Source organism: Prauserella halophila, from assembly GCF_024171895.1.
Taxonomy (GTDB): Bacteria; Actinomycetota; Actinomycetes; order Mycobacteriales; family Pseudonocardiaceae; genus Prauserella; species Prauserella halophila.
In genome coordinates this window covers 728,980-754,461 of the sequence record NZ_JAMTCQ010000008.1, presented here as the reverse complement: position 1 = coordinate 754,461, position 25,482 = coordinate 728,980, and the positions used below count along the sequence as shown (strand labels likewise).

Here is a 25,482-nt window from a genome sequence, read left to right as displayed (position 1 = left end):
AGAGAAATTCAAGCGGTGCTCACGCACTGAGCTCGGCGTGGTTCGCGAGGTCGTAGGGGAAGACGCCCCTCGTCGAACAAGCGGAGGTCAGCAGTGAGCACACGTGGCGTTGTGTACGTCCACTCGTCGCCGTCTGCGGTGTGTCCGCACGTCGAGTGGGCGATTTCAGGCACGCTCGGCACGCGTGCCGAGCTGCGCTGGACTGCGCAGCCGGCGGCGCCCGGTCAGCTGCGCGCCGAATGTGAGTGGCGCGGTCCGGCGGGCACCGCAGGCAAGCTGTCCGGTGCGCTCAAGGCGTGGCCGATGGTCCGCTTCGAGATCACCGAGGAACCCAGTTCCGGCGTCGACGGCCAGCGTTTCTGTCACGTCCCCGGCCTGGGGCTGTGGCACGCGCGCACCAGCGCCAACGGCGACATCGTCGTGCCCGAGGACCAGCTGCGCACCCTCGTCGCCAAGAGTCGCGCCTCGGAGCAGCTCGCCCACAAGATCGACGAGCTGCTCGGTGCAGGCTGGGACGAGGCGCTCGAACCGTTCCGGCACGCCGGTGACGGCGCGCCCGTGACGTGGTTGCACCAGGTCGGCTGAACCGGCGGCGTCGCCGTGGTCGGCGGTTCTGCGAGTACGGCGACCGGGTGCGCAGTAGTCTGGACCGGTGCCGACCACGTCTCTTCAGCACCGACGCTGGCTGCTGCCGGTGCTCGTCGCGATCGTGGCGCTCACGGTCGGGGGCGGTCTCGTGGCACGCGAGGTCTATCAGCCACCGTCCCGGACGTCGCGGCCCGCGGCCCCGCAGACCTCCGCTCCGTCGAGCTCGGCCGAGCCGGACGAGCAGCCCGGCCCTGCGCGGGTTCGCCTCACGGGCGATGCGGCCGCCCATCCGAATGCCCAGGACGTGCGTGCCGTGCTGCAGGACTACTTCGACGCCATCAACCGGCGTGACTACGACCTGTGGGTCACGACGGTGGTCGCCGAACGCGCAGCCCTGCAGAGGGAGCAGGAGTGGCGGGCGAACTACCGCAGCACGCGGGACGGCAGCATTCGCGTCTACCGGATCGAAGCCGCACCCGACGGCGGGCTGACGGTGCTACTCGGCTTCACGAGCGTCCAGGACACCGTGGACGCGCCCGACGACCTGCAGTCGGACTGCATCCGTTGGCGTCTGGCGTTTCCGTTCACCGCGGCCGAAGGGGACTGGCGGATCGGCACCGTCCCACCGGGCACGGTGCCCGAACAGTCCCGCTGCTGACCCGGACCTGCTGCCGGCTCGGGCCTGCCGTCGGCTCGGGCCTGTGATCCTCCGGACCACAGGCCCGAGCCGTCAGTGGTTCAGGCCGTCAGTGGTTCAGGCCGTGGTGAACAGCAGGGCCGTGTTGTGCCCGCCGAAGCCGAACGAGTTGCTGATCGCCGCCGACAGTTCCATCTTGCGCGGTTCACCTGCGACGACGTCGAGTTCGACGTTCGGGTCGAGCTCACCGAGGTTGAGCGTCATGGGCACGACGCCGTGATAGAGCGACAGCAGCGTGGCGATGCCCTCGACCGCGCCGGCACCGCCGACGAGGTGGCCGAGCGCGCCCTTCGGCGCGGTCACCACCGGATGGTCACCGAGTGCCTTGCGGATGGCCGCGGCCTCGCCCACGTCGCCGACGACGGTCGACGTGGCGTGCGCGTTGACGTGGCCCACGTCCGGTGCGGTGATCCCGGCCTGCTCGATCGCCTCGCGCATCGCCGCGACTTGACCGATGCCGTCCGGGTGGTTGCCCGTGATGTGGTACGCGTCGGAGGTGATGCCGGTGCCGGCGACCTTGCCGTACACCCGCGCTCCGCGCGCCTCGGCGTGGGCGGCGCTCTCCAGCACCACGACGCCTGCCCCTTCACCGAGGACGAACCCGTCGCGGTCGACGTCGAACGGCCGGGAGGCGTGCTCCGGGTCGTCGTTACGGGTCGAGACGGTGCGCGCCTGCGCGAACCCGGCGATCGTGATCGGGTGGATGCACGCCTCGGCACCGCCTGCCACGACCACGTCCGCCTTGCCGGAACGGATCATGTCGAAGGCCTTGGCGATGCCCTCGGCGCCCGATGCGCACGCCGACGCGGGCGAGTGCACCCCGGCGCGGGCCCGTAGCTCGATGCCGACGTGGGCGGCGGGCCCGTTCGGCATGAGCATCGGCACGGTCAGCGGTGACACCTTCCGGATGCCGTGCTGCTCGAGGTTGTCGTCCTGCTCGAGCAGCGTCACCGGACCGCCGATACCGGTGCCGATGGACACGCCGAGCCGTTCCGGCTCAACGTCCTCGCCGTCGTCGGACGGCAGGGCGAACCCCGCGTCCTCCCAGGCCTGCCACGCCGCGATGAGCGCGACCTGTTCGCAGCGGTCGAGTCGCCGGGCCCGGACGCGCGGGATCTTTTCGGTCGGCTCCTCGGCGAGGCTGGCGCCGATGCGGACCGGGAGGTCGTAGGTCTCCGCCCAGTCCGCCTCGAGGGCGCGAATGCCGCTGCGCCCGGCGAGTAGACCGTCCCATGTGGACGTCACATCCGGTCCGAGCGGCGTGGTCGCACCGATACCGGTGATCACGACGTCGGTGTTGCTCATGTGGAGTCTCCCCGAGGTAGCCGGCCGCGTGGCGTTTACTTGGAGTTGGCCGCGACGTAGTCCACGGCGTCGCCGACCGTCTTCAGGTTCGCGAGTTCGTCGTCCGGGATCTTCACGCCGAACCGGTCCTCGGCCTGCACGGCGATCTCCACCATGGACAGCGAGTCGATGTCGAGGTCGTCCACGAACGACTTGTCGGCCGTCACGTCGTCCTTGGCCACACCTGCGACCTCCTCGACGATCTCGGCGAGTCCGGTCAGCAGCTCCGTCTTGTCGGCCACTTTGGTGTTCCTTTCGTTGAATCGGATGGATGGTCGTCCGCGAACACTAACGGACCGGGGTCGGTCCGCCGTCCTCGTTTCCGGTTAAGGGCAGATGAGGACCTGCCCGGCATACGACAGACCGGCGCCGAAGCCGACGGCCAGTACGACATCGCCCGACGATACGGTGCCCGCCGCGCGCATGTGGTCGAGTGCGATGGGGATCGACGCCGACGAGGTGTTGCCGGAGTACCGGATGTCGTCGGCCACCACCAGGTCCTCGCGTGCGCCCTGGGACCGCAGACGTTTGGCGATCGCCTCGACGATACGCAGGTTCGCCTGATGCGGAATCAGGACGTCCACATCGGAGAGCCGGAGGCCCGCACGCTCGACGGCGACGGTCGCCACCGGGGCGATCTTCGTGGTCGCCCAGCGGAACACCGACTGTCCCTCCTGGAACAGGTACTTCTCGTCGCGCATGTAGATCATGTCGACCTGATCGCCCGCGCTGCCCCACGACACCGGCCCGATGCCCGGTTCGTCCGCGGGGCCGACCAGCGCCGCCCCCGCGCCGTCGGCGAAGATGATCGCCGTCGAACGGTCGGCGGGGTCGACGACGTCGGTGAGCTTCTCCGCACCGATCACGAGGACCTTGTTCGCCGAGCCGCCGCGGATCAGGTCCGAGGCGAGCGCGAGCCCGTAGCAGAACCCGGCGCACGCGGCGTTGATGTCGAACGCGCCTGCGGCCGTGATCCCGATCCGGTCGGCGACCTGCGCGGCGGCGTTGGGGATGGGGGAGGGCATCGTGCAGTTCGGCAGGATGACGGTGTCGACCTCGGACGGGTCGGCGCCCGCATCGGCGAGGGCTTTCGCGCCGGCGGTGACGGCCATGTCGACCAGACGCTCGTCCTCGCCCGCGAACCGGCGCTCGATGATGCCGACGCGCTCCCGGATCCACTGGTCGTTGGTGTCCATGTGCTGCGCCAGCTCGTCGTTGGTGACGACCCGGTCGGGCTGGGTGCTGCCGATGCCCAGCACTCGAGTGGCGGAGGGTCCCTGGCGGAGGGTCAGCGCGCTCATGCGCTCGGGTCCACGTCGTCGAGATCAGCGGGCTTCTTGAGCGCGACCGTCGAGGTGACGGTGCCCTTCAGCTCCCGGCGGACCAGGCCGCTCAGCGTCCCCGCGGGCGGTAGTTCGACCGTGGTGGTCGCGCCGAGGCCGACGAGGCCCTGCATCGTCAGGTCCCAGCGCACCGGCTTGGTGACCTGGGCGATGAGCCGGTCCAGGTATTCGGCACCGTCGGAGACCACGGCGCCGTCGGCGTTCGACAGCAGCGGGCGGACGGGGTCGGCGGGGGAGATGCCGGCGATGTGCTCGCGCAACGTCTCTTCGGCCGGTGCCATGTACCGGGTGTGGAAGGCGCCCGCGACCGGCAGCGGGCGCACCTTCGTGCCCGCCATCGGCTCGGAGACGATCGCCTCGATCGCCTCCGCCGAGCCGGACGCGACGATCTGGCCTGCGCCGTTGCGGTTGGCTGCCTCGAGACCCCGCTCGGCGAGCCAGGCGACGACCTCCTCCGGGTCGCCCAGCATGATCGCCGCCATGCTGGTGGGCTCGAGGGCACAGGCCTTGGCCATCGCGGCGCCCCGGGCGGCCGCCAGGGCGACCGCGTCCTCCGCCGGGAACACGCCGGCGATCGCGGCGGCGGCGAGTTCGCCCACCGAGTGGCCGGCCACCGGCGCGCCGGCCGGCTGCTCGGGCAGGTACTCGGCAGCCAGCAGCGAGGTGGCGACGGTCAGCGGCTGGGTGATCGCGGTGTCGCGGATCTCCTCGGCGTCGGCGTCCGTACCGAGGCGGATCAGGTCGAGGCCCGCCTTGTCGGACCACTGCTGCAGCCGCTCGCGTGCACCGTCGAGTTCGAGCCAGTCGTTGAGCATGCCAGGGGATTGCGCACCCTGGCCAGGGCATAGAAGCGCGATCACGGCACCAGAAAACACGGTCGAGGCGGTTCGCGGGGATGCCGAGCCCTCACGAACTCCGGGCGTCTCGCTTGTGGAGAAGCTACAAAAGCGTGCCGGCTCGGGCGGCTGTCCTGCGAGATCACCTTGTCGGTTCTGCGCAGTTCGAGCCTGTCCTGCGCCATGATCGTGATCGGTCTCACCGCGGTCCGGCGGGAGTGGGCGGCCGGATCGACGGCCGCGCCGTCACCACTGGCCGCGCCGTCACCACTGACAGTGCCGTCACCACTGACCGCGGCTGCGGCCGAGTCTGCTCGCGGCCAGCGCGACGCGCAGCACGAGCGCATCCCGCGGGTCCGCTGCGTTACGGCCGGACAGCTCGGCGGCCTTGCGCAGCCGGTAGCGCACCGTGTTCGGGTGCACGAACAGCTGGCGGGCGCACATCTCGAGGACACCGCCGGTCTCGAGGTACCCCTCGACCGTGGCCAGCAGTGCGGGACCGGCCTCCTCCAGTGGCCTGGCGATCTCGTCGACGAGCCGCCGCTCGGCGGACGGATCGCCGGCGAGGGCGCGTTCGGGCAGGAGGTCGATCGAGCGCACCGGACGGGGCGCGCCCGGCCACGCCACGACGGCGCGCATGGCCGACAGGGCTTCGGCGGCGCTGGCGTGCGCCTCGCCGAGGCTGCCGACCGTCGGTCCGGCGACGATCGGCCCGTCTCCGAACGCCGCAGCCAGGGTGTCCAGCAGCGCGCCGTCGCGAGTCTGCTCGTCGTCCGCTCCGCCCGCCACGACGACGAGCCGCGTGCCCTGCACCCCGAGCAGTACCGGACAACCGGCGCGTGCGGCCCGGCTGCGCACCTCGAAGACCACGGTCGGCGGATCGTCCGACGGTGACGTGCCGACCATCACCGTCGCGCTGGCCGCGGGGTCCCAGCCGAGTGCGGCCGCCCGGGACAGCACGGACTCCTCGGCGTCCCCGCGGACGATGCCGTCGACGACCAGTGCTTCGAGCCGCGCGTCCCACGCGCCGCGCGCCTCGGCCGCGGCGGCGTACGAACTCGCGGCGGCGAACGCCACTTCGCGGCCGTAGCGCAGGATGCCTTCGACCAGTGCGGCGCTTTCGGTCTCGTCGGCCGCGAAGTCGGGCAACTGCTGCTCGAAGACCTCGATCGCCAGCCGCACCAGGCCGACCGTCTGGCGCAGGCTGATCCAGCGCGACAGGTCGCGCGGGGCGCCGCGGAACGCCTCGGTCGTCAGTTCCAGAGCGTGCTCGGGATCCCGCAGCCAGCGGACGAACCCCGTGGCGCCGGCCTGGGTGATGAACAGGACGCTGGCGCGCTGGTCGGCGGGCAACCTGCTGAACCAGGACAGCCGCTCTTCCATCGCGGCGACGCTGGCCTTGGCGATCCTGCCGGAGGAGCGTTCCAGGTCCCGCAGCGTTCGCGCCGACAACCGGTTCCGCCCGCGTACGGTGCCCGAGGCCGCGTCCGACGTACTCCTCGAGGGAGGGGCTCCCGATTCCGTGGTCTCCGATTCCGTGGTCTCCGATTCCGTGGTCTCCGACGCCGGGGGTTCCGACGCCGGGATGTCTGATGCCGGGGTGTCCGATTCCGCGCGTTTCGGTGTCGGGGTCTTCGGTTTCGGGGGTTTCGGTTTCGGGGTCTTCGGTTTCGGGGGTTTCGGTTTCGGGGGTTTCGACGAGGAGGACTTCGAGGCCGGCGGTGTCGAGCGCGCGGTCTTCTCGGTCTTCGGGTCCTGCCCTGTCGAGGCGTCCGGGTTCGACCGCGTGCGCCGGGGATTGTCGGAGGTCATTTGCCTGCGATCCTACGTCGCCGTGGTGGCGGGCGGCCACGGCGGAAAGGCCGCCACGGTGCGTGGGGGCGGCGGTGCGAACACGGTGGAAGGACGGGCACGGCGGAAGGACGGGCACGGCGGAAGGACGGGCACGGCGGACAGTGATCGGGCCGTGGCGGATACGGCGACCCGCCCGACCGAGCGGATCCGGCCGACCGGCGAAACCGGCCGACCGAGCGAAACCGCCCGACGCGGCGATGAATCGCTGCGTCGGGCGGTTTCGTTCTCCCCGGTCCCCACCGGTGATTCCACTATGGACCGGCGGGATCGTCGCTGGCCAGAGGCCTCACTCGTTCGTGGAGCGACCTCACGCGAACGGCGAAATCCATCGCGAACCGTTCTTACGGTCGGTGGCGACCGTCGTCCTGTTCGTCCGGATTTCCGTGGGGTCAGGCCACTCCGGAGTCGGACGTCTGCGGTCCGGCCGCGCCGACGTCGTCGATCCGGTACTGCTGTGCAGCACGCGAGACCGTGGCCCGGTCGACCGTGCCCTGTTTCGCCAGTGCCGTGAGCACGCCGACCGTGATCGATTCGGCGTCCACCAGGAAGTGGCGCCGCGCCGCCGGACGGGTGTCGGAGAAGCCGAAGCCGTCGGTGCCGAGCGTCAGCATGTCGCCGGGCACCCACGGACGGATCAGGTCCGGCACGGCCTTCATCCAGTCGGACACCGCCACGTACGGGCCGTCCGCGCCCTGCAGCGCCTCGGTCACGTACGGCACCCGCGGCGCGTCGTCCGGGTTCAGGAAGTTGTCCCGGTCCACGTCCACGGCCTCACGGCGCAGCTCCGTCCACGACGTGGCCGACCACACCGCCGCGCGCACCCCCCACTCGTCGAGCAGCATCTGCTGCGCCCGTAGCGCGTCGGGCATCGTCACGCCGGAGACCAGGATCTGCGCCTCCGGTCCGTCACCCGCCGGTGCCTCGGCGTAGCGGTACAGGCCCTTGAGCAGGCCGTCGACGTCGAGGTCTTCCGGCTCGGCGGGCTGCTGGTACGGGTCGTTGTAGACGGTGAGGTAGTAGAAGACGTTCTCGCCGTTGCCGTCGGGGCCGGTCTCGCCGTACATGCGGCGCAGGCCGTCCTTGACGATGTGGGCGATCTCGAACGACCACGCGGGGTCGTACGTCACGGCCGCCGGGTTCGTGGCCGACAGCAGGATCGAGTGGCCGTCGGCGTGCTGCAGGCCCTCACCCGTGAGGGTGGTGCGGCCCGCGGTGGCACCCAGCACGAAGCCCCGTGCCATCTGGTCGGCGGCCGCGTACAGGCCGTCGCCGGTGCGCTGGAACCCGAACATCGAGTAGAAGATGTAGATCGGGATCATCGGCTCGCCGTGGGTGGCGTACGACGTGCCGACCGCCGTGAACGAGGCCGTCGACCCCGCCTCGTTGATGCCCTCGTGGAGGAGCTGGCCTTCCTCGGACTCCTTGTAGGCCAGCATCAGCTGGGCGTCGACCGAGGTGTAGCCCTGCCCGTGCGGGTTGTAGATCTTGTTCGTCGGGAACATCGAGTCGAGGCCGAACGTGCGTGCCTCGTCCGGGATGATCGGCACGATCCGCTTCCCGAGCTCGGCGTCCTTGGCCAGTTCGCGCACGAGCCGGACGAACGCCATCGTCGTGGCGACCTCTTGCTTGCCCGAGCCCTTCCGGATCGTGTCGTAGACCTTGTCGCCGGGCAGCGCGAGCGGCTTGGCGCGGGCGGGGCGGCGCTCGGGCACGTAGCCGCCGAGGGTCTTGCGGCGGCCCTGCATGTACTCGATCTCCGCCGAGTTCTCACCCGGGTGATAGTACGGCGGCAGCTTCGGGTCGCGCTCGAGTTCCTCGTCGCTGATCGGGATGCGCTGGGCGTCCCGGAACTGCTTGAGGTCGTCGAGGGTCAGTTTCTTCATCTGGTGCGTGGCGTTGCGGCCCTCGAAGGCCGGGCCCAGGCCGTAGCCCTTGATGGTGTGGGCGAGGATCACGGTCGGCTGGCCGTGGTGCTCCATCGCCGCCTTGTAGGCCGCGTACACCTTGCGGTAGTCGTGCCCGCCGCGCTTGAGGTTCCAGATCTCGGCGTCGGAGAGGTCCTTGACGAGGTCCTTCGTCCGCGGGTCGCGGCCGAAGAAGTGATCGCGGACGTAGGCGCCGTCGTTGGCCTTGTACGTCTGGAAGTCACCGTCCGGGGTGACGTTCATGAGGTTGACCAGTGCGCCGTCACGGTCGCCGTGCAGCAGCGCGTCCCATTCGCGGCCCCAGACGACCTTGATGACGTTCCAGCCCGCGCCGCGGAAGTAGGCCTCCAGCTCCTGGATGATCTTGCCGTTGCCGCGGACCGGTCCGTCGAGGCGCTGCAGGTTGCAGTTGATGACGAACGTCAGGTTGTCGAGGCCCTCGCCCGCGGCCACGTGGATGAGGCCGCGCGATTCCGGTTCGTCCATCTCGCCGTCGCCGAGGAACGCCCACACGTGCTGGTCGCTCGTGTCCTTGAGGCCCCGCGAGTGCAGATAGCGGTTGAACCGTGCCTGGTAGACGGCGTTCATCGGGCCGAGGCCCATCGACACGGTCGGGTACTCCCAGAACTCGGGCATCAGCCGCGGGTGCGGGTACGACGGCAGGCCGCCGCCCTCGCCCGCGTGCGAGAACTCCTGGCGGAACCCGTCCATCTGGTCGGCCGAGAGCCTGCCCTCAAGGAAGGCGCGCGCGTAGATGCCGGGGGAAGCGTGACCCTGGATGAAGACGTGATCGCCCCCGCCGGAGTGGTCCTTGCCCCGGAAGAAGTGGTTGAAGCCCACCTCGTACAGCGCCGCCGACGAGGCATAGGTGGAGATGTGCCCGCCGACCCCGACGCCCGGGCGCTGGGCGCGGTGCACCATGACCGCCGCGTTCCACCGGATGTAGGCGCGGTAGCGGCGTTCGAGTTCCTCGTCGCCGGGGAACCACGGCTCGTTCTCGGTGGGGATGGAGTTGACGTAGTCGGTCTCGGTGAGTGGGGCGACGCCGACGTTGCGCTCCCGTGCCCGTTCCAGCACCCGCAGCAGCAGGTACCGGGCACGCTGCTTACCGCCGGTGGCGAGCGCTGCGTCGAAGGAGTCGAGCCATTCGCCGGTCTCCTCCGGGTCGATGTCGGGCAGGTGCGCCGCCAGGCCGTTGCGGATCACGTGGACGCGCGCCGGGTTGCCCTGGCCGGCGTTGTTATGCCCGGCCTTGTCGTTCTGCGGGGCCAAGGGGTCTCCTCGCCAGTCGTCGCTGTTGTTTCCAGCTTCTCGTCACTGTTGTCACTGCGTTCTCCGGGGCCGCCGTCCTCCTGGGCCCGCCGCGACCGGGTGCGCGCGGGTGTTCGGCGCTCATCCGGCGGGCCGGGTACGGATTCGGTGTGGTCACCCGGTGTGGGCCGTTCGAGGGACATGGTCGTCGCATCCACGAGCCGTGTCATCGCTACTCGGTGGTAACGCTGACGCGGCGGTTTCCCGGTCATCGGCCCCGGTCAGCCCCCTGTCGGGGACTGCTGAGCCCACCCTAGACCCGCCGCGGTCGCGGCGTGCGTCGAGTCGGTTCCATGCCTCTTCTACGCGCGCGCGTGCGCGCGCGTCAACTCCGGCGCCGGTAGGACCGCGGCAGGTCCGGCGTGCGATGCTGGGCACGGGCGAAGTGCCGGATCCGGTGTGGACGGTTGCATCGGAGCCGCGCTCAGTGTTCGCTTGACGCAACCGTGCAAGCAGTGCGGCCGGAATCCGCCGGTCGCACACGTCGTTCGTTGGAGGATTGAAGTCGTGGTCGCCGCGGGAGACGCTGATCAGCACAGCGTCGCCGAGAGGCTTGGCATCAAGCCGGACATGGTGGTCCAGGAGATCGGCTGGGACGAGGACGTCGACGACGACCTGCGCACGGCCATCGAGGAGCACACCGGCGCGGAACTGCTCGACGAGGACGCGGACGAGGTGATCGACGTGGTTCTGCTGTGGTGGCGGGACGGCGACGGCGATCTCGGCGACGCCCTCGTCGACGCCAGGGCACCCCTCGACGACGAGGGTGTCGTGTGGGTGCTGACCCCGAAGACCGGGGAGGCCGGTCACGTCGAGCCCAGTGACATCGCCGAGGCCGTGCCGACCGTCGGCCTGTCGCAGACTTCCAACCTGTCGGTCGGCGACGGCTGGACGGCGACGCGGCTCGTGCCGCGGTCCACGTCCCGTCGCTGAGCGCACGGGCCGCCGGTCACCGGCGCCCGATCATGCCCGGGCCGCCCGCGTTAGGGTGGACGGGCACATGCGGCCGCGCCGGGTCTCGGCGGGCCGGACGAGCACGCGCGCGAGAGGAATCTCTATGGCGGTCGAGGTCGGTTCGCAGGCCCCGGACTTCACGCTGAACGACTACAACAAGCAGGAAGTCACTCTGTCGTCGTTCCGCGGGGACAAGCCGGTCCTGCTGGTCTTCTACCCGTTCGCGTTCAGCGGCATCTGCCAGGGTGAGCTCTGCCAGCTCCGTGACGAGTTCGCCGACTACGACAACGAGGGCGTGCAGGTTCTCGGCGTCTCGGTGGACACCCCGTTCTCGCTCAAGGCGTGGGCCGAGCAGCAGGGCTACCAGTTCCCGCTGCTGTCGGACTTCTGGCCGCACGGCGACGTCGCCACGAAGTACGGCGTGTTCAACGACCAGGCCGGTCTCGCGGTGCGCGGTACCTTCCTGATCGACACGGAGGGTGTCGTCAAGTACGCCGAGGTGAACCAGCCCGGCGAGCCGCGCGACCAGGAGGCCTGGAAGAAGGCCGTCGCGGAGCTCGGCTGACGAGTTTTCTCGGGTGGCCGGTGCCGCAGGCGCCGCCACCCGTGACGGGCGCATAGCTCAGCGGAAGAGCACCTGCCTTACAAGCAGGGGGTCGCTGGTTCGAACCCGGCTGCGCCCACCGTTGTGACCTGGGAAAATGCCGGTTCGGGGCCCAAACTGGGTTACAGTGGAATCGATGGCAGGATCGAAGACTTTCCGGAGGAAGCGCCAGCAGGGTGTCATCGACACCCTGGCCAGTGGCGCGCTGCGCGTGGACGCGGGCGTGGACCCGGTGACCAAGCGCCGCCCCGGCGGATACGCCGGACAAGGACGCGGAGGCCGAGAAGGTTCGGATTCAGCTGCTCAACGAGGTCTACGAACGGCGCAATCCCAAGACCGCGGCCAAGGTCAGCCAGCTCGTCGAGCGTTACCTCAATGACTTCGACGGCGCGTGGAGCACGGTAGAGAACTACTGGTTGCTGTGGCAGAAGCACGTCGAGCCGTTTATCAGCGACGAGAAGGTCGGTGACGTCGATGCCGACACGCTCGAGTCGCTGTATCGGGAATCGAAACGTTGCCGCGAGCATTGCACCGGCCGGTACGTCCAGCACCGCACTCCTCGCCAACACGAGTGCGACCAGCGATGCCGCCAGCATGTGTGCACACCGCTAGGCACGTCCGCGCGGCGACAGATCCACTGGCTGCTGTCCGGAGCGTTCCGTGGTGCGGTGCGCTGGAAGTGGATCACTGAGAACCCGGTCAAGGACGCGAAACCGGTATCAGCGCCGGTTCCGAAGCCGCAGCCGCCCACGCCCACCCAAGCGGCCGCCATCGTGAACGCGGCGGCCGCACGTGACACGGACTGGGCGACGTTGGTCTGGCTGGCCATGACGACCGGGGCACGGCGTCATGAGCTGTGCGCGTTGCGATGGACCGACGTGATGACCGAAGACGATACGACCGTCCTGTGGATCCGGCGCGGCATCAGCAAGGACGACGATGGCCAGTGGGCTGAGCAGGACACGAAGACCCACCAGCAGCGTCCGGTGACGCTCGATTCGGAAACGGCAACGGTGCTGCGTGAACACCGAGACAGATGCGAACGTCGGGTTGCGGAGGTGCATGCTGGATCAGCGTCCGGGCTTGCGGAAGGCGCCTTGCTGTTCTCGCCAGCCGTGGACTATGTCCGGTTCTGCACTCCGGGCGCGATTACCCAGCGGTTCGACACGATGGTCGGGAGGCTGGAGATCGACACAACCTTTCACAAGTTGCGCCACTACTCAGCGACCGAACTGATCAAGGGCGGCGTTGACATCAACACCGTGTCCGGGCGACGGGCCACGGCGGTGGAGGTGCTACCACACTGAGAGTCTATACGGCATTCATTTCGGAAGCCGACCAACGAGCAGCGGGTGCGATCGGAGCTCGCATGCCTGAGCGGAACTGGGGCTCGGACAGCGATGGGCTTCAGCGTGCAAAGGACGACCCTCAGGCGCCTTATGAACTGGTCGCTGTGGGAATCGGGAGGCAAATCTTGGATGGCATGCTCGTTGCCGGAGATGTCGTGCCGCCTGTGCGTGAGCTGGCTAAACAGCACGGCGTGTCGCCGGGCACAGTCAATCGCGCCATGACCTTGCTGATGAAGTGGGGTCTTGTATCCGAGTCCGGCCGCGGACACAGGGCGAAGGTTCTCCAGCCTACGGGTACGGACAGCACGGCCAGCCGGTCGGCGGCAGGGGACACAGGCATTAACGCATGTTCCGGCAGCGCGACCGGCGAGGAAAAGGTCTTGCTCGACTTGCGCTTGCTGTGTCTGGGCACGGTGGTGCGAACGTTCAAAGCACAGGCTGTGCTGGGCGACCCCGACCAGATTCAGGGGTTCCTTGAAGGTGCTGCCCGTCGCCATCATGGCGGCGACGGCGCACTGGCTGACTACGAGCTCGAAGTCCGACATGCGGACACCGCCGAGCTGATCGGTACGTTCGCCGCGTTGTGATCAGCGGTTGCTCACGCGGGCATCTCAGCCGCCGGACTTAGGGGCCCTTGGTACACCCCAGGACCCCTTAAGGCCGCAAGCACGGGCTCGTAGATGTGTTCTGCGGGAATGAACCGGGTGAGATCAGGCGTCTCGGCCCAGAGCACGTCGATGTTCTCAACGACATCAAGATTCTTGGCCATTCCAGTCACGTAGTCGCACAAGACGTACTCGCATACGACCTTGGTCGTGGGATGCAGCCTGCTGCCGAGAGCGCGGGCGACGACACAATGGATTCCGGTCTCCGTGAACGTTTCCCGGACGGCCACACTGTGGGCTGACATGTCGGGCTTCACGAGGCCAGCGGGGAAGTGCCACGAGATCCCGCTCGGCTCCTCGCCTCTGCGGCAGACGAGCAGTACTTTCGAGTCGGAGACGACGACGCTGATGGCTGCCCGCAGCGACTGAGCTGCCGAGGTGCTCTGCGGGGTGGCGAGCAGCTCGGCGACGCTCAAGCCGAATATCCGCTCCAGTAGCCGCGCCGTGGCTGGCCGGACGGATCCCAGCGGTCGGCCATCGGGTCGGCTTCCGGATACGAGCCGTTGCAGATGGCGGACGCTGAGGGTGCCAGGCTCGCCATGTTCGCGGGCGAAGGTTTCGGCGTACTCCACGAACTCCTCGAATGTCTGCTGACGTTGTCGGATCCGTTGTTCAAGCACGGTCCGCGCCGCCAGGTGCGGCTCTTCCTTGCCGAGCGATGCCGTATCCCAAGATTCGCCGTAGCTGTGCAATTCACGCGGGCGCTCGCAGGATGTGGCCGTAGGTGGTGCTGCGTTGGCGGGGTGGCCTGCCTGCCAGGGCGGCGAGTTGGTCGAGTTCCTCGGTGGTGCGGGAGGAGCCGTGTTCGGAGCCTGCCATGCGGGAGATGGTTTCTTCCATGAGTGTGCCGCCGATGTCGTTGGCGCCGCCGCGCAGTACTTGGGCGGTGTGCTCGTCGCCGAGTTTGACCCAGGAGCATTGCACGTTGTCGATCAGTCCGTGCAGGGCGAGGCGGGCGAAGGCGTGGATCGCGCGGTTGTCCCGCGCGGTCGGGCCGGGGCGGGCGATGCCGGCGAGGTAGACCGGGGCGTTGTGGTGTACGAACGGCAGGCCGACGAACTCGGTGAATCCGCCGGTGTCGGCCGCGATGCGGGCGAGCACGCGGAGGTGGCCGAGCCAGTGTTCGGGGTGGTCGACGTGGCCGTACATCATCGTCGACGACGAGGGAAGGCCGAGCCGGTGGGCGGTGGTGACGACGTCGATCCAGGTGGCGGCGGGCAGTTTGCCCTTGGTGAGCACCCAGCGGACGTCGTCGTCGAGGATCTCCGCCGCGGTACCGGGGATGGAGCCGAGCCCGGCGTCGCGCAGTTCGGTGAGCCACTCGGTCACGCTGACCCCTGCCTTCGACGCGACGGAGACGATCTCCATCGGGGAGAACGCGTGGACGTGCATGTCCGGCACCGCTTTCTTGATCGCGCGGACGATGTCGGCGTAGTAGCTCACCGGCAGCTTCGGATCGATCCCGCCCTGCATGCACACCTCGGTCGCGCCCGCCTCGGACGCTTCCACGGCGCGGGCGGCGACGTCGTCCACCGAAAGCCGGAACGCGTCCGCGTCACGCTCACGCTGGGCGAAGGCGCAGAACCGGCACCCCACGTAGCAGACGTTGGAGAAGTTGATGTTTCGGTTGACCACGTAGGTGATGTCCTCGCCCACGACGTCGGCGCGCAGCTGATCGGCCTGGCGCGTCAGCGTCTCCAGCGCGTCGCCCTCGGCGGTGAGCAGCGCCATCGCCGCGCCCGCGTTTGCCTCGGACAGCAGCGCCGCCGGGTCGTCGGCGGCCAGCCGCAGCCCGTCCCGGGCCTCGCTGTCGAGCCGCTCGGGCACGGTGGCCGCGGGCACCTGCCCGGCGAGCATGTCCCAGTCGCCGTAGACGCTGTCGAAGTCACCTCTGCGGTCGGACGTGCGGCCCTCGGTGTCGATCGCGGCGTGCAGATCGGCGCGGCCGGTGGTGTCCAGCCCGCCGTCCGGCTCCTGCCAGGGACGTCCAATCGCGGCGGCATCGGCGTCGGCGAGCCCGTCCGAGCCGGCGAGCGCGGCGACGTGGTCGTGCAGCCGGATGTCGATCCACTTCTCCGCATTGCGCACGTACTTCGGGTACGCGGTGAGCCGCTGGCGCAGCTCGAACCCGGCCTGCTCGGTCCAGGACGCGAGCTCATCGATCCCCGGCCACGGCCGTTCCGGGTTGACGTGATCCGGGGTCACCGGGGACACCCCACCCCAGTCGTCGATCCCGGCGGCCAGCAACCGGGCGTGCTCGTCGCCTGCGAGGTTCGGCGGAGCCTGCACGCTCACCCCCGGCGGCAGCAACAGCCGCGCCACCGCGACGGTCGCGGCGAGGTCTTCGAGATCGGCGTCCGGGGCGGCTCGCATCGCGGTGTCCGGCTTGGCCCGGAAGTTCTGCACGATGACTTCCTGGATGTTGCGATACTGCCGCGCACGCTGCCGAATCGCGTGCAGCGACTCGGCGCGCTCGCCGCGGGTCTCACCGATACCGAGTAGCACGCCGCTGGTGAACGGGACACCGACCCGGCCCGCGTCGTCGAGCACCCGCAGCCGCACGTCGGGGTCCTTGTCCGGGCTGGCGAAGTGCGGGCCGCCCTTCTCCTCGAACAGCCTGCGCGCGGTGGTCTCGAGCATCATGCCCATGCTGGGCGCGACCGGCTTCAGCCGCTGCAGCTCCTCCCAGCTCATGACACCGGGGTTCAGATGCGGCAGCAATCCGGTCTCCTCCAGCACCGCGATCGCACAGGACCGCACGTAGTCCAGCGTCGAGGCGTAGCCGCGCTCGTCGAGCCACTGTCGAGCCTGCGGCCAGCGCTCCTCCGGCCGGTCGCCCAGGGTGAACAGTGCCTCCTGGCAGCCCTGCTCTGCGCCCGCCCTGGCGATCTCCAGCACCTCGTCGCGTTCGAGATAGAGCGCGTCGAGATTGCCGGGCACGTCGACGAAAGTGCAGTAGTGACACCGGTCCCGGCACAGGCGGGTCAGCGGGATGAACACCTTGCGGCTGTAGGTCACGACCCCGCTGCGCCCCTGGTCGGCGAGATGCGCGTCCCGCACCCGAGCCGCGGCGGCGAGCAGGGTCTCCAGGTCCTCACCTCGGGCGTGCAACAACACCGCCGACTCCGCGACGTCCAGCGCTACGCCGTCGTTCGCGCGCTTGAGCACGCGGCGCATCGCCGACGAACTCGGATGGGGTTCAGTGGGTGTAGTCAAAAGGTCATCAACCATGATTCGGGTTATGGATCCGTGCAGGGCAAGTCGATGCGGCTAGCCACGTGATCTAGCTTTCCTTTATCGCTTGCAGCACGGCGAATGGCGTGAGCGGCAGCTCATTGATGGGCTTGCCGATCGCATCGGCCACCGCGCATCCGATCACCGCGGCGACTGGGATGATCGGCGGCTCCGCAGCGCCTTTCGCGCCGAGTGGGCCGTAGGAGCAGGGGTTTTCCAGAATGGCGGCCTCGATGGGCGGTGCATCGGCGGCAGTGGGGAGACGGTAGCTCTCCAAGTTGTCATCGATCACCTCACCGTTGTCGCCGAGCCGCAGGTTCTCGAACAGGGCGTAACCGATGCCCTGCAGCACGCCTCCCTGGATCTGCCCTTCGATCATTTGCGGATTGATCGCTCTGCCGACATCTTGGGCTACCACGTAGCGCAGCACAGTCACTCGACCAGTGTCCGGATCGACCTCCACCTCGGTCATGTGAGCCTGATACAGCGCCGCCGGGAAACTCGTGACCGCAGCGCCCGCCATACAGCCGGAGTCGAACGGAATCGGCGGGGTGGCGAACTTGCCGGAGGCTCCGATCGGGCCGGAGTCGAACATCGCGGTCCCTACCACGCTGGGTATGGCCACTTGCTGATCGGGAACACCGGAGACACGTACCGACCCGTCGACGATCTCCAAGTCGTCGACCGCCGCCTCGAGCATGCCGGCAGCGACCTCGAGGACCTGGTCGCGGACTTTGGTCGCCGCGTCGAGGGCGGCGTTACCCATGCCGTACGTTGTTCTGCTGCCCTGGGCTCCGCCGTCGAAGCCGCCCGTATCGGTGTCCGTGGGGCTCACTCGCACGTCCTCGAGCCGCAGACCCAGTCGCTCGGCGACGATTTGCAGGACGCCGGTAGTAACTGCGCCGGTGCCGATCTCGGCGCCGGCGCAGGTCACCGTCGCGGTGCCGTCTTCTTCCAGCTTGACCGATGCGGCGGCCGGTAACGGGTTGGTCAGCCATGTCAGCGGCACCACTGCCACACCGCGGAATGGCCTCCGCTCGGCCTGTGCGTCCTGCCAGGGCCTGATCTCGTCGACCTTGTCCATGGCTTCTACGAGGAAGGCGTCGTCAAGCTGCTGGCCATTGACCATCGACTCCCCGCGGCGGATCAGATTGTTCATCCGCAGTTCCTTGCGGTCCATGCCGAGCTCGCGCGCGATGTGGTCCAGGTGCTGTTCCTGGGCATACACACAATAGGGCCCGTTGACTCCGCGGAATGCCGCAGTCGGTGTTGTGTTGGTGTAGGCCACCTTACTGGCGTAGCGCGCGTTCGGGATCCGGTAGGTGCCGCCCAGAACGAGCGGCGCCACGTTGGCGACCGCGACGGTCTCGCCGCTGCTATTTGCGCCGTTGTCGGCGAGGACCACGCCATCCTGGGCCAGAATCGTGCCGTCTGATGCCACGGCGGTGCGTAACCGCACGATGGCGTTCTCCCGCGGCCCGCAAGTCGTCATTTCCTCGCTGCGGCTGTTCAGGATCCGCACGGGGCGCCCGGTCTTACGCGCGAGGACGCAGGCGAACGGCTCCACCATCACGTCCAGTTTGCCGCCGAACCCACCTCCGATGGTTGGCACGATCACCCGCACGTCGGAAAGGCGGATACCGAGCAGCTCCGCGATGCGACCCCGCACGTTGTGCGGAAACTGTGTCGGTGTGTGTACGACGTATCGTCCCTGCTCGTAGCGGGCTACCGCGGCGTGCGGTTCGATGGGGCTCTGGTGCTGGCGCTGGGTTCGATACTCGTCCTCGACGACCAGATGTGCTGTGTCGAACGCCGTGTCCACGTCGCCGCGCTCGACCCGCGTTTCCCATGCCAGGTTGCCCTCGCGCGGGCCGGGCATCGCGGTCTCGTAGCTCTCCCAATCGGGGTGGATCAATCGAGTTCCCTGCGCGAGGGCCTGCTCGAGGTCCAGGACAGGTTCGAGTTCGTCGAGCGAAACGTCAATCGCGGCAAGAGCGGCTTCAGCTTGCTCGGCGGTGTCGGCCGTCACCGCGGCCAGCGGCTCGCCGACGTAGCGGATCACATCCCTGGCGAACAACGACTGATCCTTGACGATCATCAGGCCGGACAGTCCGGGAGCGTCAGCAGCGGTCGCGACGGCGCGGACTCCAGGCATCGACGCGGCCTTCGAACAGTCCAGCCTGGTGATACGCGCAGCGGGCACCGTGGACCGGAGCACCTTCGCGACAAGCGTGCCGTGCTCGAGGTAGTCCATGCCATATCTCGCCGCGCCGCGAACCTTGTCTTCCCCATCCGCCCGACGTGCGGACGTGCCGACGAGAGTCATCGCGGACCTCCATTCGAGCTCGCAGCTGCTTGCGCCGCGTCAATAATCTTCTGATACCCCGTGCAACGGCAGATGTTTCCGGTAAGCGACGACCGTACAGTGGAATCATCTGTATTGGACTCTGTTTCGAGTAGCGCCGTGAGCGTCATAACCACTCCGGGTATGCACGCACCGCACTGCACCCCACCATGTTCCAACAGGGCGTCCTGGATCCGAGTCAGCGGCTCATCGTGTGATGCCAGGCCTTCGACCGTACGCACCGCCGTTCCTTCGGCATTGGCGACCGGGTAGATGCATGAGTCGACGGGTGAGCCGTCAACGAGGACGGTGCAGGCGCCGCAACGCCCCTCACCGCATCCGCGCTTGGCGCCCAGCAGGCCTGACTGATCTCGCAGGACCGACAGTAGCGACGTCATGCCCGCCGCCGTGGCTTCGACGGGTTGTCCGTTCAGTGTGAAGGAATAGGACACGGGCTCTCCTAGTTCGAGTCGGTGGCCAGGCGTGCGAGAGCACGCTGAATCAGCGTGGGAAGCACGGAAGTTCGGTACCAGCCCGGAGCGTCTCGGCCGTCCCGGGCGTTGAGTTCTGCTGCTGCGGCCTCGCCTACGGCTTTCATCGCCGTAACGTCGTCAGCGGGGCGCCCGATCAGTTCGGTCGCAGCCGCGCAAAGCTTGGCTACAGGTTCCACACTGCCGACCGCAATTCGCGCCATGCGCACGACACCGTCTGCTATGTCGGCCGATACGGCGACGTTGACTATGGGGTACTCCCCGGTCGTCCGGACCGTGAGGCGCTCGAATGCGGATCTCCGGTTACTCGGTGTGGGTATCTGCACGCGTGTGATGATTTCGCCGGCAGGCCGCGTTTCGCGGCCTGCGAGGTAATCAACAAGGCCGACGACCTCATTGCCTCCGGGCGAGTGCAGCTTCAGCTGTGCCTCGGCAGCCAACAACGCCGGTACCAGATCAGCCTCGGCGAAGCCGATCGCCCGGATATTGCCACCGACCGTGGCTACGTTACGCACCTGCGGAAACGCCGACTCTCGTGCCGCCGAACGCACGCATTCGAATGCCGGTCCCGCGTCGATGGCGGCCAGTTCGCTGTGCGTCATCAGTGCACCCAGGTCGACTGCGTCCCCGGGCTCAAAGCCGTGCAACTCGGGGAGGCGCTTGAGCGCTATGTACCCATGCCGAGGGGTGACGTGTCGCTGCAGTGCACGCATGGTCCATGTTCCGCCCGCGACGGCTTCGCCGTCCTTACCAAGGTCGGCGAGCATCGCGGTGGCCTCGGCCAACGATGTCGCGAGGTGGACCTCTCCAGGGGCCACTGTTGTTGACACTCGCTACCTCCAACTTCAGCAAAGTCGACACGCGCTTGCGGGTGCATCGTGCCCTCGTAGCATCGCAGTCGAATGAGTTCGCCGCTATGAACGCGCGCCGGCGTCGCTAAGACGCTGTGCCGGCGTCGACCTCGCGGTGCCATGATCCGAGTATGAGCAAACGATCACGCATTCAGTGTGTGCAGTACGCACCCGAACACCCAGTATCCGTAGCCGTATGCACAGCGGTCGTAGCTCCGTTCGGCACCGTGCGGTCCTCGTTGCTGCATGTGTAGTGGTTTAGCTTGGGAGGTGGGCAGGACGCTGCCCGGTATCACCATGGATCCTCCCCGTAAGTTCCGATAGCGGCCGAGCGTCTGCGCCACCTCGCTTCGCGATGATCTCTGCCGCGATGGAGATGGCGGTTTCCTCGGGGGTATGCGCTCCCAGATTGAGGCCGACGGGAGAGGATAACCGCGCGAGCTCAGTATCCGATAGTCCCAGCTCCCGCAACTGATCGAGCCGTTGTTGATGGGTCCGGCGCGATCCCAGGGCACCGATATACTCCGCTCGGGTGCGCAGTGCCAGTTCCAATAAGGGAACGTCGAACTGGTGGTCGTGAGTAAGCGCGCACAGTACCGTGCGGCTATCTATCAGTTCGTTCTCCACAGCGTCACTGAGGAACCGATGTGGCCACGAAACGACGACGTCGTCGGCTTCCGGGAAACGTTTGTGTGTCGCAAACATTGGACGCGCATCGCACAACGTGACGTGGTAACCGAGAAATTTTCCGACACGGACGACTGCCACTGCGAAATCGATGGCTCCGAATACAAACATCCGCGGCGGCGGAGCGAACGCGTGCACGAACACCGCGACCTCGTCACGCCTACGCTCGCCATGAGGGCCGTAGTGGCGAACGCTGCTCGTGCCTTGCTCGAGCACGGCGAGCGCGTCTTCGATTACCGCCGCATCCAGTTGGGGGTCGCCGAAGCCGCCGCGCACGCGATCCGGCCAGAGGACAATCTCGCTGCCAAGACTTTCGCCCGTGGTCACTACGGTCGCGGTAGCAACTGGTCGACCAGCGTTGATCGAGTCGGACAGCTCACCGAACTCCGCGTAGGACGCTGGATCGACCGGATGGACCAAGATGTCGATGATTCCGCCGCATGTGAGGCCGACAGCGAACGCGTCGTTGTCAGCGATACCGTAGCGTTGCACGGTAGGCTGTGCGGTTCTGATCACCTCTTGAGCCGATTCGTATATCGCGCCCTCGATGCATCCGCCTGAGACGCTGCCCACTACCTCACCGTTGGGGGAGACCACCATTGCGGCTCCAGCAGGGCGTGGTGCGGAGTGGAAGGCGTCGATCACGGTCGCGACCGCGAAGCGCCCACCTCCGGCATACCATGGCTGGTTTTGCTGGAGGACATCACGCATCTTGGACCTCCCGGCCGATTTCCGTGATGCTGTTGTCACGAATCGACGGATTGCCTGATCGTCCGGCTTCGCCGTCAGAACGCGGACTTGAGCGCAGACGGAGTCACGGGTCAAGATCAGCTGCGGGTACCGCTACGGGTGACTCGCTTAGGGGTGATCCCGGGGCCGTGTCCGACGCCGCGCTCGTTCTGAGTTCCACCCACTCCGGGGCGCTCTTCGTCGGCCGGAGCCATAGGCGAGGCGTGGAAGTGCCACATCTTCCAGACTGGCTTGCCGTCACCGTCATCGCGCTGGTAGATCTCCGTGGCGCGCAGCAGGAAATTGTCGTAGTCTCTCTCGGAAAGTTCCCAAGTCGCCGAGCCGGTACCGCCAGCTCCTATCGCACGTATCGGGAAGATTCCCTCGCAGGCCAGCCACGCCATGTCCCCGGAGATCGCTAGCCGCATGATCTCGATGTCGGGATACATCACGATATCTATTTCTTTCTGGTAGTGCTCCCACAGTTTGGTTTTCTCCTCGATTCCAAAGTACTGGTGCCCGTTCAGGTTGAACATCAGGTAGGACATACCGGACGGGAACACCGACTGCATCTCGGGGATGACCAACTGGTGGTTGGCTTCCCACCAGATCCGGTGTAGTTCGAGGATCTCCTGTCGATCTTGCTCTTCGTTTGCCAATTCTGCTCCTCCTCCTTCTTTCTTGTTTCGTCACGGTGACGGCCGTGATCGCGGAGCCGCTGGCTTCAGTGGCTCCGTTCCTGTCGAGCTTTCATCATGTCCCGTGAATCGGTCGGTGTGAGCAGGGCTTCGAGGGTGTCGGGATCACCCGGCCACATCCCGGCGCGGCCGAGGCGCCGAACGAGCTCGGCGGTGCGGGGCTTGACACGTATGGCGCGCTGAAACGCATGTTGAGCGTCGGTCTCGTAGCCACCGCGGGCCAGCAGCAAGCCCTTCCAGACTGTCGGTTCTAGATTGTTCTCGCCGACGGTGCGTTGGGCGGTGTCGAGTTCGGCTAGCGCCTGACGGACGAGTGCCGCGTCGGCGGTGTGCTCGCCGCTCAGCAGACCCTCGGTCTCCAACATCCGTAAAAGACCGCCGAATGCCTCAGCATGGTCAACGAGTCGCTCCAGCTCGTCGAGTGGGTCGGTGGCGTCGTCGACGCGAACATCGATCACACGGTCCTGGGCGAGCTGACCGGTCGGTGTGCCGCGTACGACAATCATGGCGGCGGACTGGCGACCTCGGATATCACCACCTTGGCGCTCTGCGGCGCCTAGCGCCGCCAGCATCCGGTGTGCCAGGTTGCCCTCCGCAGTCCGGAATGCATCAGCCATCGCCGGCCACACGGTTTCGGATTCCACGAGGTTGGCGTGCGTGCTGAGCCCGTGGTCGATGGTGTGCCCGGCGGCCGGTATACACGAGGAGCCGGTGTGGACAACTGCGGTTCCGTCCGCGGCCATCAGCGCTACTTGCCTGCGCTCGGCTTCGGAATCCTGCTCGACCAGCTGGGTGAGCGCCTCCTGCGGTCGGCTACCCCTGCTCATGAGCTCCAACCCTTGCGAACCATAGGACGGCTCGACGATGGATTGGGTAGCGACTGCACCGACACCGGCCGTCGCCCACGGCACGAGACGGCCGACCGCGAAAAAGTGAGATTGAACGGCGACTCCGATGTCACCGGTGCTCGGGTCGCGTGCGAGGAGTGAGTAGGTCATGGCGACCCAGCTCGATTGACCTGTTGAGTGAGCAGCAGGGCGACGCGCTCGGGACATTCCAGCATCGGCATGTGTCCGATGTCGGGCATGATGACCTGTTCGGTTCGTAGAACTCTGGCCAATTCGAGGCCGAGGGCAGGAGTGCACGTGGTGTCGTGCTCGCCGTTGATCACCAGGGCCGGGCAGTCCAGTTGGCTTGCTTGCTCGGTGGCGTCGCTTGCGATCGTGGCCGACCACACGCGTTTCACTGTCGCGACATCGTTGGGGTTGGCGAGTGCGAGTGCCTTATCGATAACGTCCTGCGAGGAGCCAGGGCCAAAGGTCATGGTCGGGAATACCGTCCGGAAGGTGCCTGCGACTCCCAGTCGGTCGAACATGTCGAGCACACCGGACACCTCGACACCGTCGAAGTTGAGCGAGCTGCCGATCGCGGTCACCGAGCTGACCCTTTCTGGCAGCGCGGCGGCCACGCAACACGCCAACGGTCCCCCGAGAGATCCGCCGACGACATGAAACGGTCCGCTTGGCAGTTCCTGCTCGATCACCGCAAGACAGTCGGCCGTCCACTCGGCGAGCGAGAATTCGCCCGAAGCGTCGGAACCGCCGTGGGCACGTAGATCGGGCATAACGTAACGACCCTGTGGGTCCAGCAGGTCGATCAGGTCGGCCCAGATGCGTCCCTGGGTGTTAATGGGGTGGATCAGTAGCACCGCTGGCTTGTCCGACGCGTTTTCTCCAGCTGACCAGCCGGCGAGACGGCCAGCCGGGCCGCTGATGTCGAGTTCCTGCAGTTTCATCGCCTCACGCATGACGTATCACGTCCAGTAGTTCCTCCAGCGCGGCCAAGGAGTGGCCGGCTACGAAATGATCTATGTGCGGTAGCACCGCGACGATTCCACTTTGGACCGGCGCGTAGTCGGTGGCGCCTTTGTGTGGATTGACCCAGACAACGGCTCGTGCCAGTCGGCCAAGCCGCGCTACCTGCTCGGCCAGCTCGTCGGCTGCGCCACGCTCCCACCCGTCGGAGAAGATCACTACAACGTTTCCGCGAGCGGTCCCTCGGTGCCCCCACCGGTCGACGAACGCGTGCAGCACTTCCCCCAGCCGCGTCCCACCGGAGTAGTCGGGGATCGTATCCGCGGCTGCCCTGAGTGCGGCATCCGGATCGCGCATCGTTATCGACCTGGTGATCCGTGTTAGTCGAGTGCCGATCGTGAAGACCTCGGATGCGTTGGGCCGATATCGAGCTACCACGTGTGCGAAGCGCAGCAGGGCGTCGGCGTACGGGGCCATGGAGCCTGAGACGTCGATCAGCAGGACGATCCGCCGAGGGCGGGTACGGCGCCGATGCCGTCTCGGAACGGCGAGCTCACCGCCGGCGGCGAACATGGCGCGCACGGTACGACGCGGGTCGATACGTCCGGTCGCGTGTGAGCGTCTGCGACGAGACTTTCGCTCCGGCAAGCCTGGACGCAGCAATTCCAACAGACGCGCCATCTCCTGTTTTTCCGCACGACTGAGAGAGGCGAGATCGCGGTTCCGTAGTACCTCTTCCGCGCTCGCTCTGGCTCGGACTACCGGTGGAAGCGCGTAACTGTCCTCCTTCGGTTCCTCCCTCGATTCGCTATCCTCGGTCAACGGAACGCTCGCCTGCAGAACCGGTGCCTGGCGGCGCACCGTGGACTGGTCATGTTCGGGGTCGAGGGAGAAGTACGTCGCGAAGACCGCGTCGTAGATAGCCAAGTCGTCGGGTGACGAAGCCAGCGACAATCTGCCTGCCCAGTAGATCGCCCCTGGCTCGTCGTACCTAAGGGCAGCGGCCGCGGTGAGAAAGGTGGCCGTACGCGTCGAGCAGACCGAAACGCCGGCGGCGGCGAGAGCGCGCGCGAATCCGACGAGAGCGGTCGGAGCATCATCGATCCGCTCAGCTACCACTCCCGCACCACGGTGGCTCCCGGAGTGCCCGCCGGACGTCGTCAT

Annotated in this window: 22 protein-coding genes and 1 tRNA gene; 7 read left to right on the top strand and 16 right to left on the bottom strand. The window is 67.5% G+C overall.

Annotated elements, in window-relative coordinates; translation table 11 throughout:
* Positions 1-93: 93 nt before the first annotated feature.
* Both LY41_RS03750 and LY41_RS03745 read left to right on the top strand, forming a co-directional pair.
* Positions 94-585 (top strand): DUF3145 domain-containing protein, encoded by a 492-nt coding sequence (locus LY41_RS03750; RefSeq protein ID WP_253862394.1) that lies wholly within the window; start codon positions 94-96, stop codon positions 583-585.
* Between the two features lie 67 nt (positions 586-652).
* The gene (locus tag LY41_RS03745) at positions 653-1,246 is read left to right on the top strand and encodes a hypothetical protein (protein ID WP_253862393.1); all 594 of its coding nucleotides are present in this window, start codon (positions 653-655) and stop codon (positions 1,244-1,246) included.
* Positions 1,247-1,342: 96 nt separating this feature from the next.
* Here the strand turns inward: LY41_RS03745 and LY41_RS03740 are convergent, their stop codons facing one another.
* The 6 genes from LY41_RS03740 to aceE form a co-directional block, all read right to left on the bottom strand.
* Positions 1,343-2,590, bottom strand: a complete 1,248-nt coding sequence (locus tag LY41_RS03740) for a beta-ketoacyl-[acyl-carrier-protein] synthase family protein (RefSeq protein WP_253862392.1) — start codon at positions 2,588-2,590, stop codon at positions 1,343-1,345.
* Positions 2,591-2,625: 35 nt separating this feature from the next.
* A complete protein-coding gene (locus LY41_RS03735; protein ID WP_253862391.1) occupies positions 2,626-2,871 on the bottom strand; it encodes an acyl carrier protein in 246 nt (81 codons plus the stop codon).
* Between the two features lie 84 nt (positions 2,872-2,955).
* Positions 2,956-3,930, bottom strand: coding sequence for a beta-ketoacyl-ACP synthase III (locus LY41_RS03730; RefSeq protein ID WP_253862390.1), 975 nt, complete (start codon positions 3,928-3,930; stop codon positions 2,956-2,958).
* On the bottom strand, positions 3,927-4,847 hold the full coding sequence (locus LY41_RS03725) for an ACP S-malonyltransferase (RefSeq protein WP_308292197.1): 921 nt from the start codon (positions 4,845-4,847) through the stop codon (positions 3,927-3,929). Before LY41_RS03725 ends, LY41_RS03730 begins: the two co-directional genes overlap by 4 nt.
* 243 nt (positions 4,848-5,090) lie before the next feature.
* Complete coding sequence (locus LY41_RS03720) at positions 5,091-6,260, bottom strand: PucR family transcriptional regulator (protein WP_253862879.1); 1,170 nt, start codon at positions 6,258-6,260, stop codon at positions 5,091-5,093.
* Between the two features lie 791 nt (positions 6,261-7,051).
* Complete coding sequence (aceE, locus tag LY41_RS03715) at positions 7,052-9,859, bottom strand: pyruvate dehydrogenase (acetyl-transferring), homodimeric type (RefSeq protein WP_253862388.1); 2,808 nt, start codon at positions 9,857-9,859, stop codon at positions 7,052-7,054.
* A 546-nt stretch (positions 9,860-10,405) separates the two neighbouring features.
* On the opposite strand from aceE, the gene LY41_RS03710 reads away from it, so the two are divergent.
* The 5 genes from LY41_RS03710 (at position 10,406) to LY41_RS03690 (ending at position 13,392) form a co-directional block, all read left to right on the top strand.
* Positions 10,406-10,831, top strand: a complete 426-nt coding sequence (locus tag LY41_RS03710) for a DUF3052 domain-containing protein (protein ID WP_253862387.1) — start codon at positions 10,406-10,408, stop codon at positions 10,829-10,831.
* A gap of 124 nt (positions 10,832-10,955) precedes the next feature.
* Complete coding sequence (locus LY41_RS03705) at positions 10,956-11,417, top strand: peroxiredoxin (protein ID WP_253862386.1); 462 nt, start codon at positions 10,956-10,958, stop codon at positions 11,415-11,417.
* Positions 11,418-11,463: 46 nt separating this feature from the next.
* Positions 11,464-11,535, top strand: a tRNA-Val gene (locus LY41_RS03700).
* 337 nt (positions 11,536-11,872) lie between these two features.
* Positions 11,873-12,763, top strand: a complete 891-nt coding sequence (locus LY41_RS03695) for a tyrosine-type recombinase/integrase (RefSeq protein WP_253862385.1) — start codon at positions 11,873-11,875, stop codon at positions 12,761-12,763.
* Positions 12,764-12,825: 62 nt separating this feature from the next.
* Positions 12,826-13,392, top strand: a complete 567-nt coding sequence (locus tag LY41_RS03690; protein ID WP_253862384.1) for a GntR family transcriptional regulator — start codon at positions 12,826-12,828, stop codon at positions 13,390-13,392.
* 11 nt (positions 13,393-13,403) lie between these two features.
* Here LY41_RS03690 and LY41_RS03685 read toward each other — a convergent pair whose 3' ends face one another.
* From LY41_RS03685 to LY41_RS23785, 10 genes are all read right to left on the bottom strand, one after another.
* A complete protein-coding gene (locus tag LY41_RS03685; protein WP_253862383.1) occupies positions 13,404-14,042 on the bottom strand; it encodes an NUDIX hydrolase in 639 nt (212 codons plus the stop codon).
* A 121-nt stretch (positions 14,043-14,163) separates the two neighbouring features.
* Positions 14,164-16,701, bottom strand: a complete 2,538-nt coding sequence (locus LY41_RS03680; protein ID WP_253862382.1) for a bifunctional FO biosynthesis protein CofGH — start codon at positions 16,699-16,701, stop codon at positions 14,164-14,166.
* Positions 16,702-16,753: 52 nt separating this feature from the next.
* On the bottom strand, positions 16,754-19,030 hold the full coding sequence (locus LY41_RS03675; RefSeq protein ID WP_253862381.1) for a xanthine dehydrogenase family protein molybdopterin-binding subunit: 2,277 nt from the start codon (positions 19,028-19,030) through the stop codon (positions 16,754-16,756).
* A complete protein-coding gene (locus LY41_RS03670) occupies positions 19,027-19,500 on the bottom strand; it encodes a (2Fe-2S)-binding protein (protein ID WP_308292196.1) in 474 nt (157 codons plus the stop codon). The genes LY41_RS03675 and LY41_RS03670 overlap by 4 nt, the downstream gene beginning before the upstream one ends.
* An 8-nt stretch (positions 19,501-19,508) precedes the next feature.
* Entirely contained in the window at positions 19,509-20,369 is an 861-nt protein-coding gene (locus LY41_RS03665; RefSeq protein WP_253862380.1) for an FAD binding domain-containing protein, read from the bottom strand.
* Positions 20,370-20,648: 279 nt separating this feature from the next.
* On the bottom strand, positions 20,649-21,788 hold the full coding sequence (locus tag LY41_RS03660; RefSeq protein ID WP_253862379.1) for an XdhC family protein: 1,140 nt from the start codon (positions 21,786-21,788) through the stop codon (positions 20,649-20,651).
* A 116-nt stretch (positions 21,789-21,904) separates the two neighbouring features.
* Entirely contained in the window at positions 21,905-22,465 is a 561-nt protein-coding gene (locus LY41_RS03655) for a YybH family protein (RefSeq protein WP_253862378.1), read from the bottom strand.
* 65 nt (positions 22,466-22,530) lie between these two features.
* Positions 22,531-23,502, bottom strand: a complete 972-nt coding sequence (locus LY41_RS03650) for a DUF1028 domain-containing protein (RefSeq protein ID WP_253862377.1) — start codon at positions 23,500-23,502, stop codon at positions 22,531-22,533.
* Positions 23,499-24,311, bottom strand: a complete 813-nt coding sequence (locus LY41_RS03645; protein ID WP_253862376.1) for an alpha/beta fold hydrolase — start codon at positions 24,309-24,311, stop codon at positions 23,499-23,501. Before LY41_RS03645 ends, LY41_RS03650 begins: the two co-directional genes overlap by 4 nt.
* A complete protein-coding gene (locus LY41_RS23785) occupies positions 24,304-25,437 on the bottom strand; it encodes a vWA domain-containing protein (RefSeq protein ID WP_253862375.1) in 1,134 nt (377 codons plus the stop codon). The genes LY41_RS03645 and LY41_RS23785 overlap by 8 nt, the downstream gene beginning before the upstream one ends.
* Positions 25,438-25,482 lie beyond the last annotated feature (45 nt).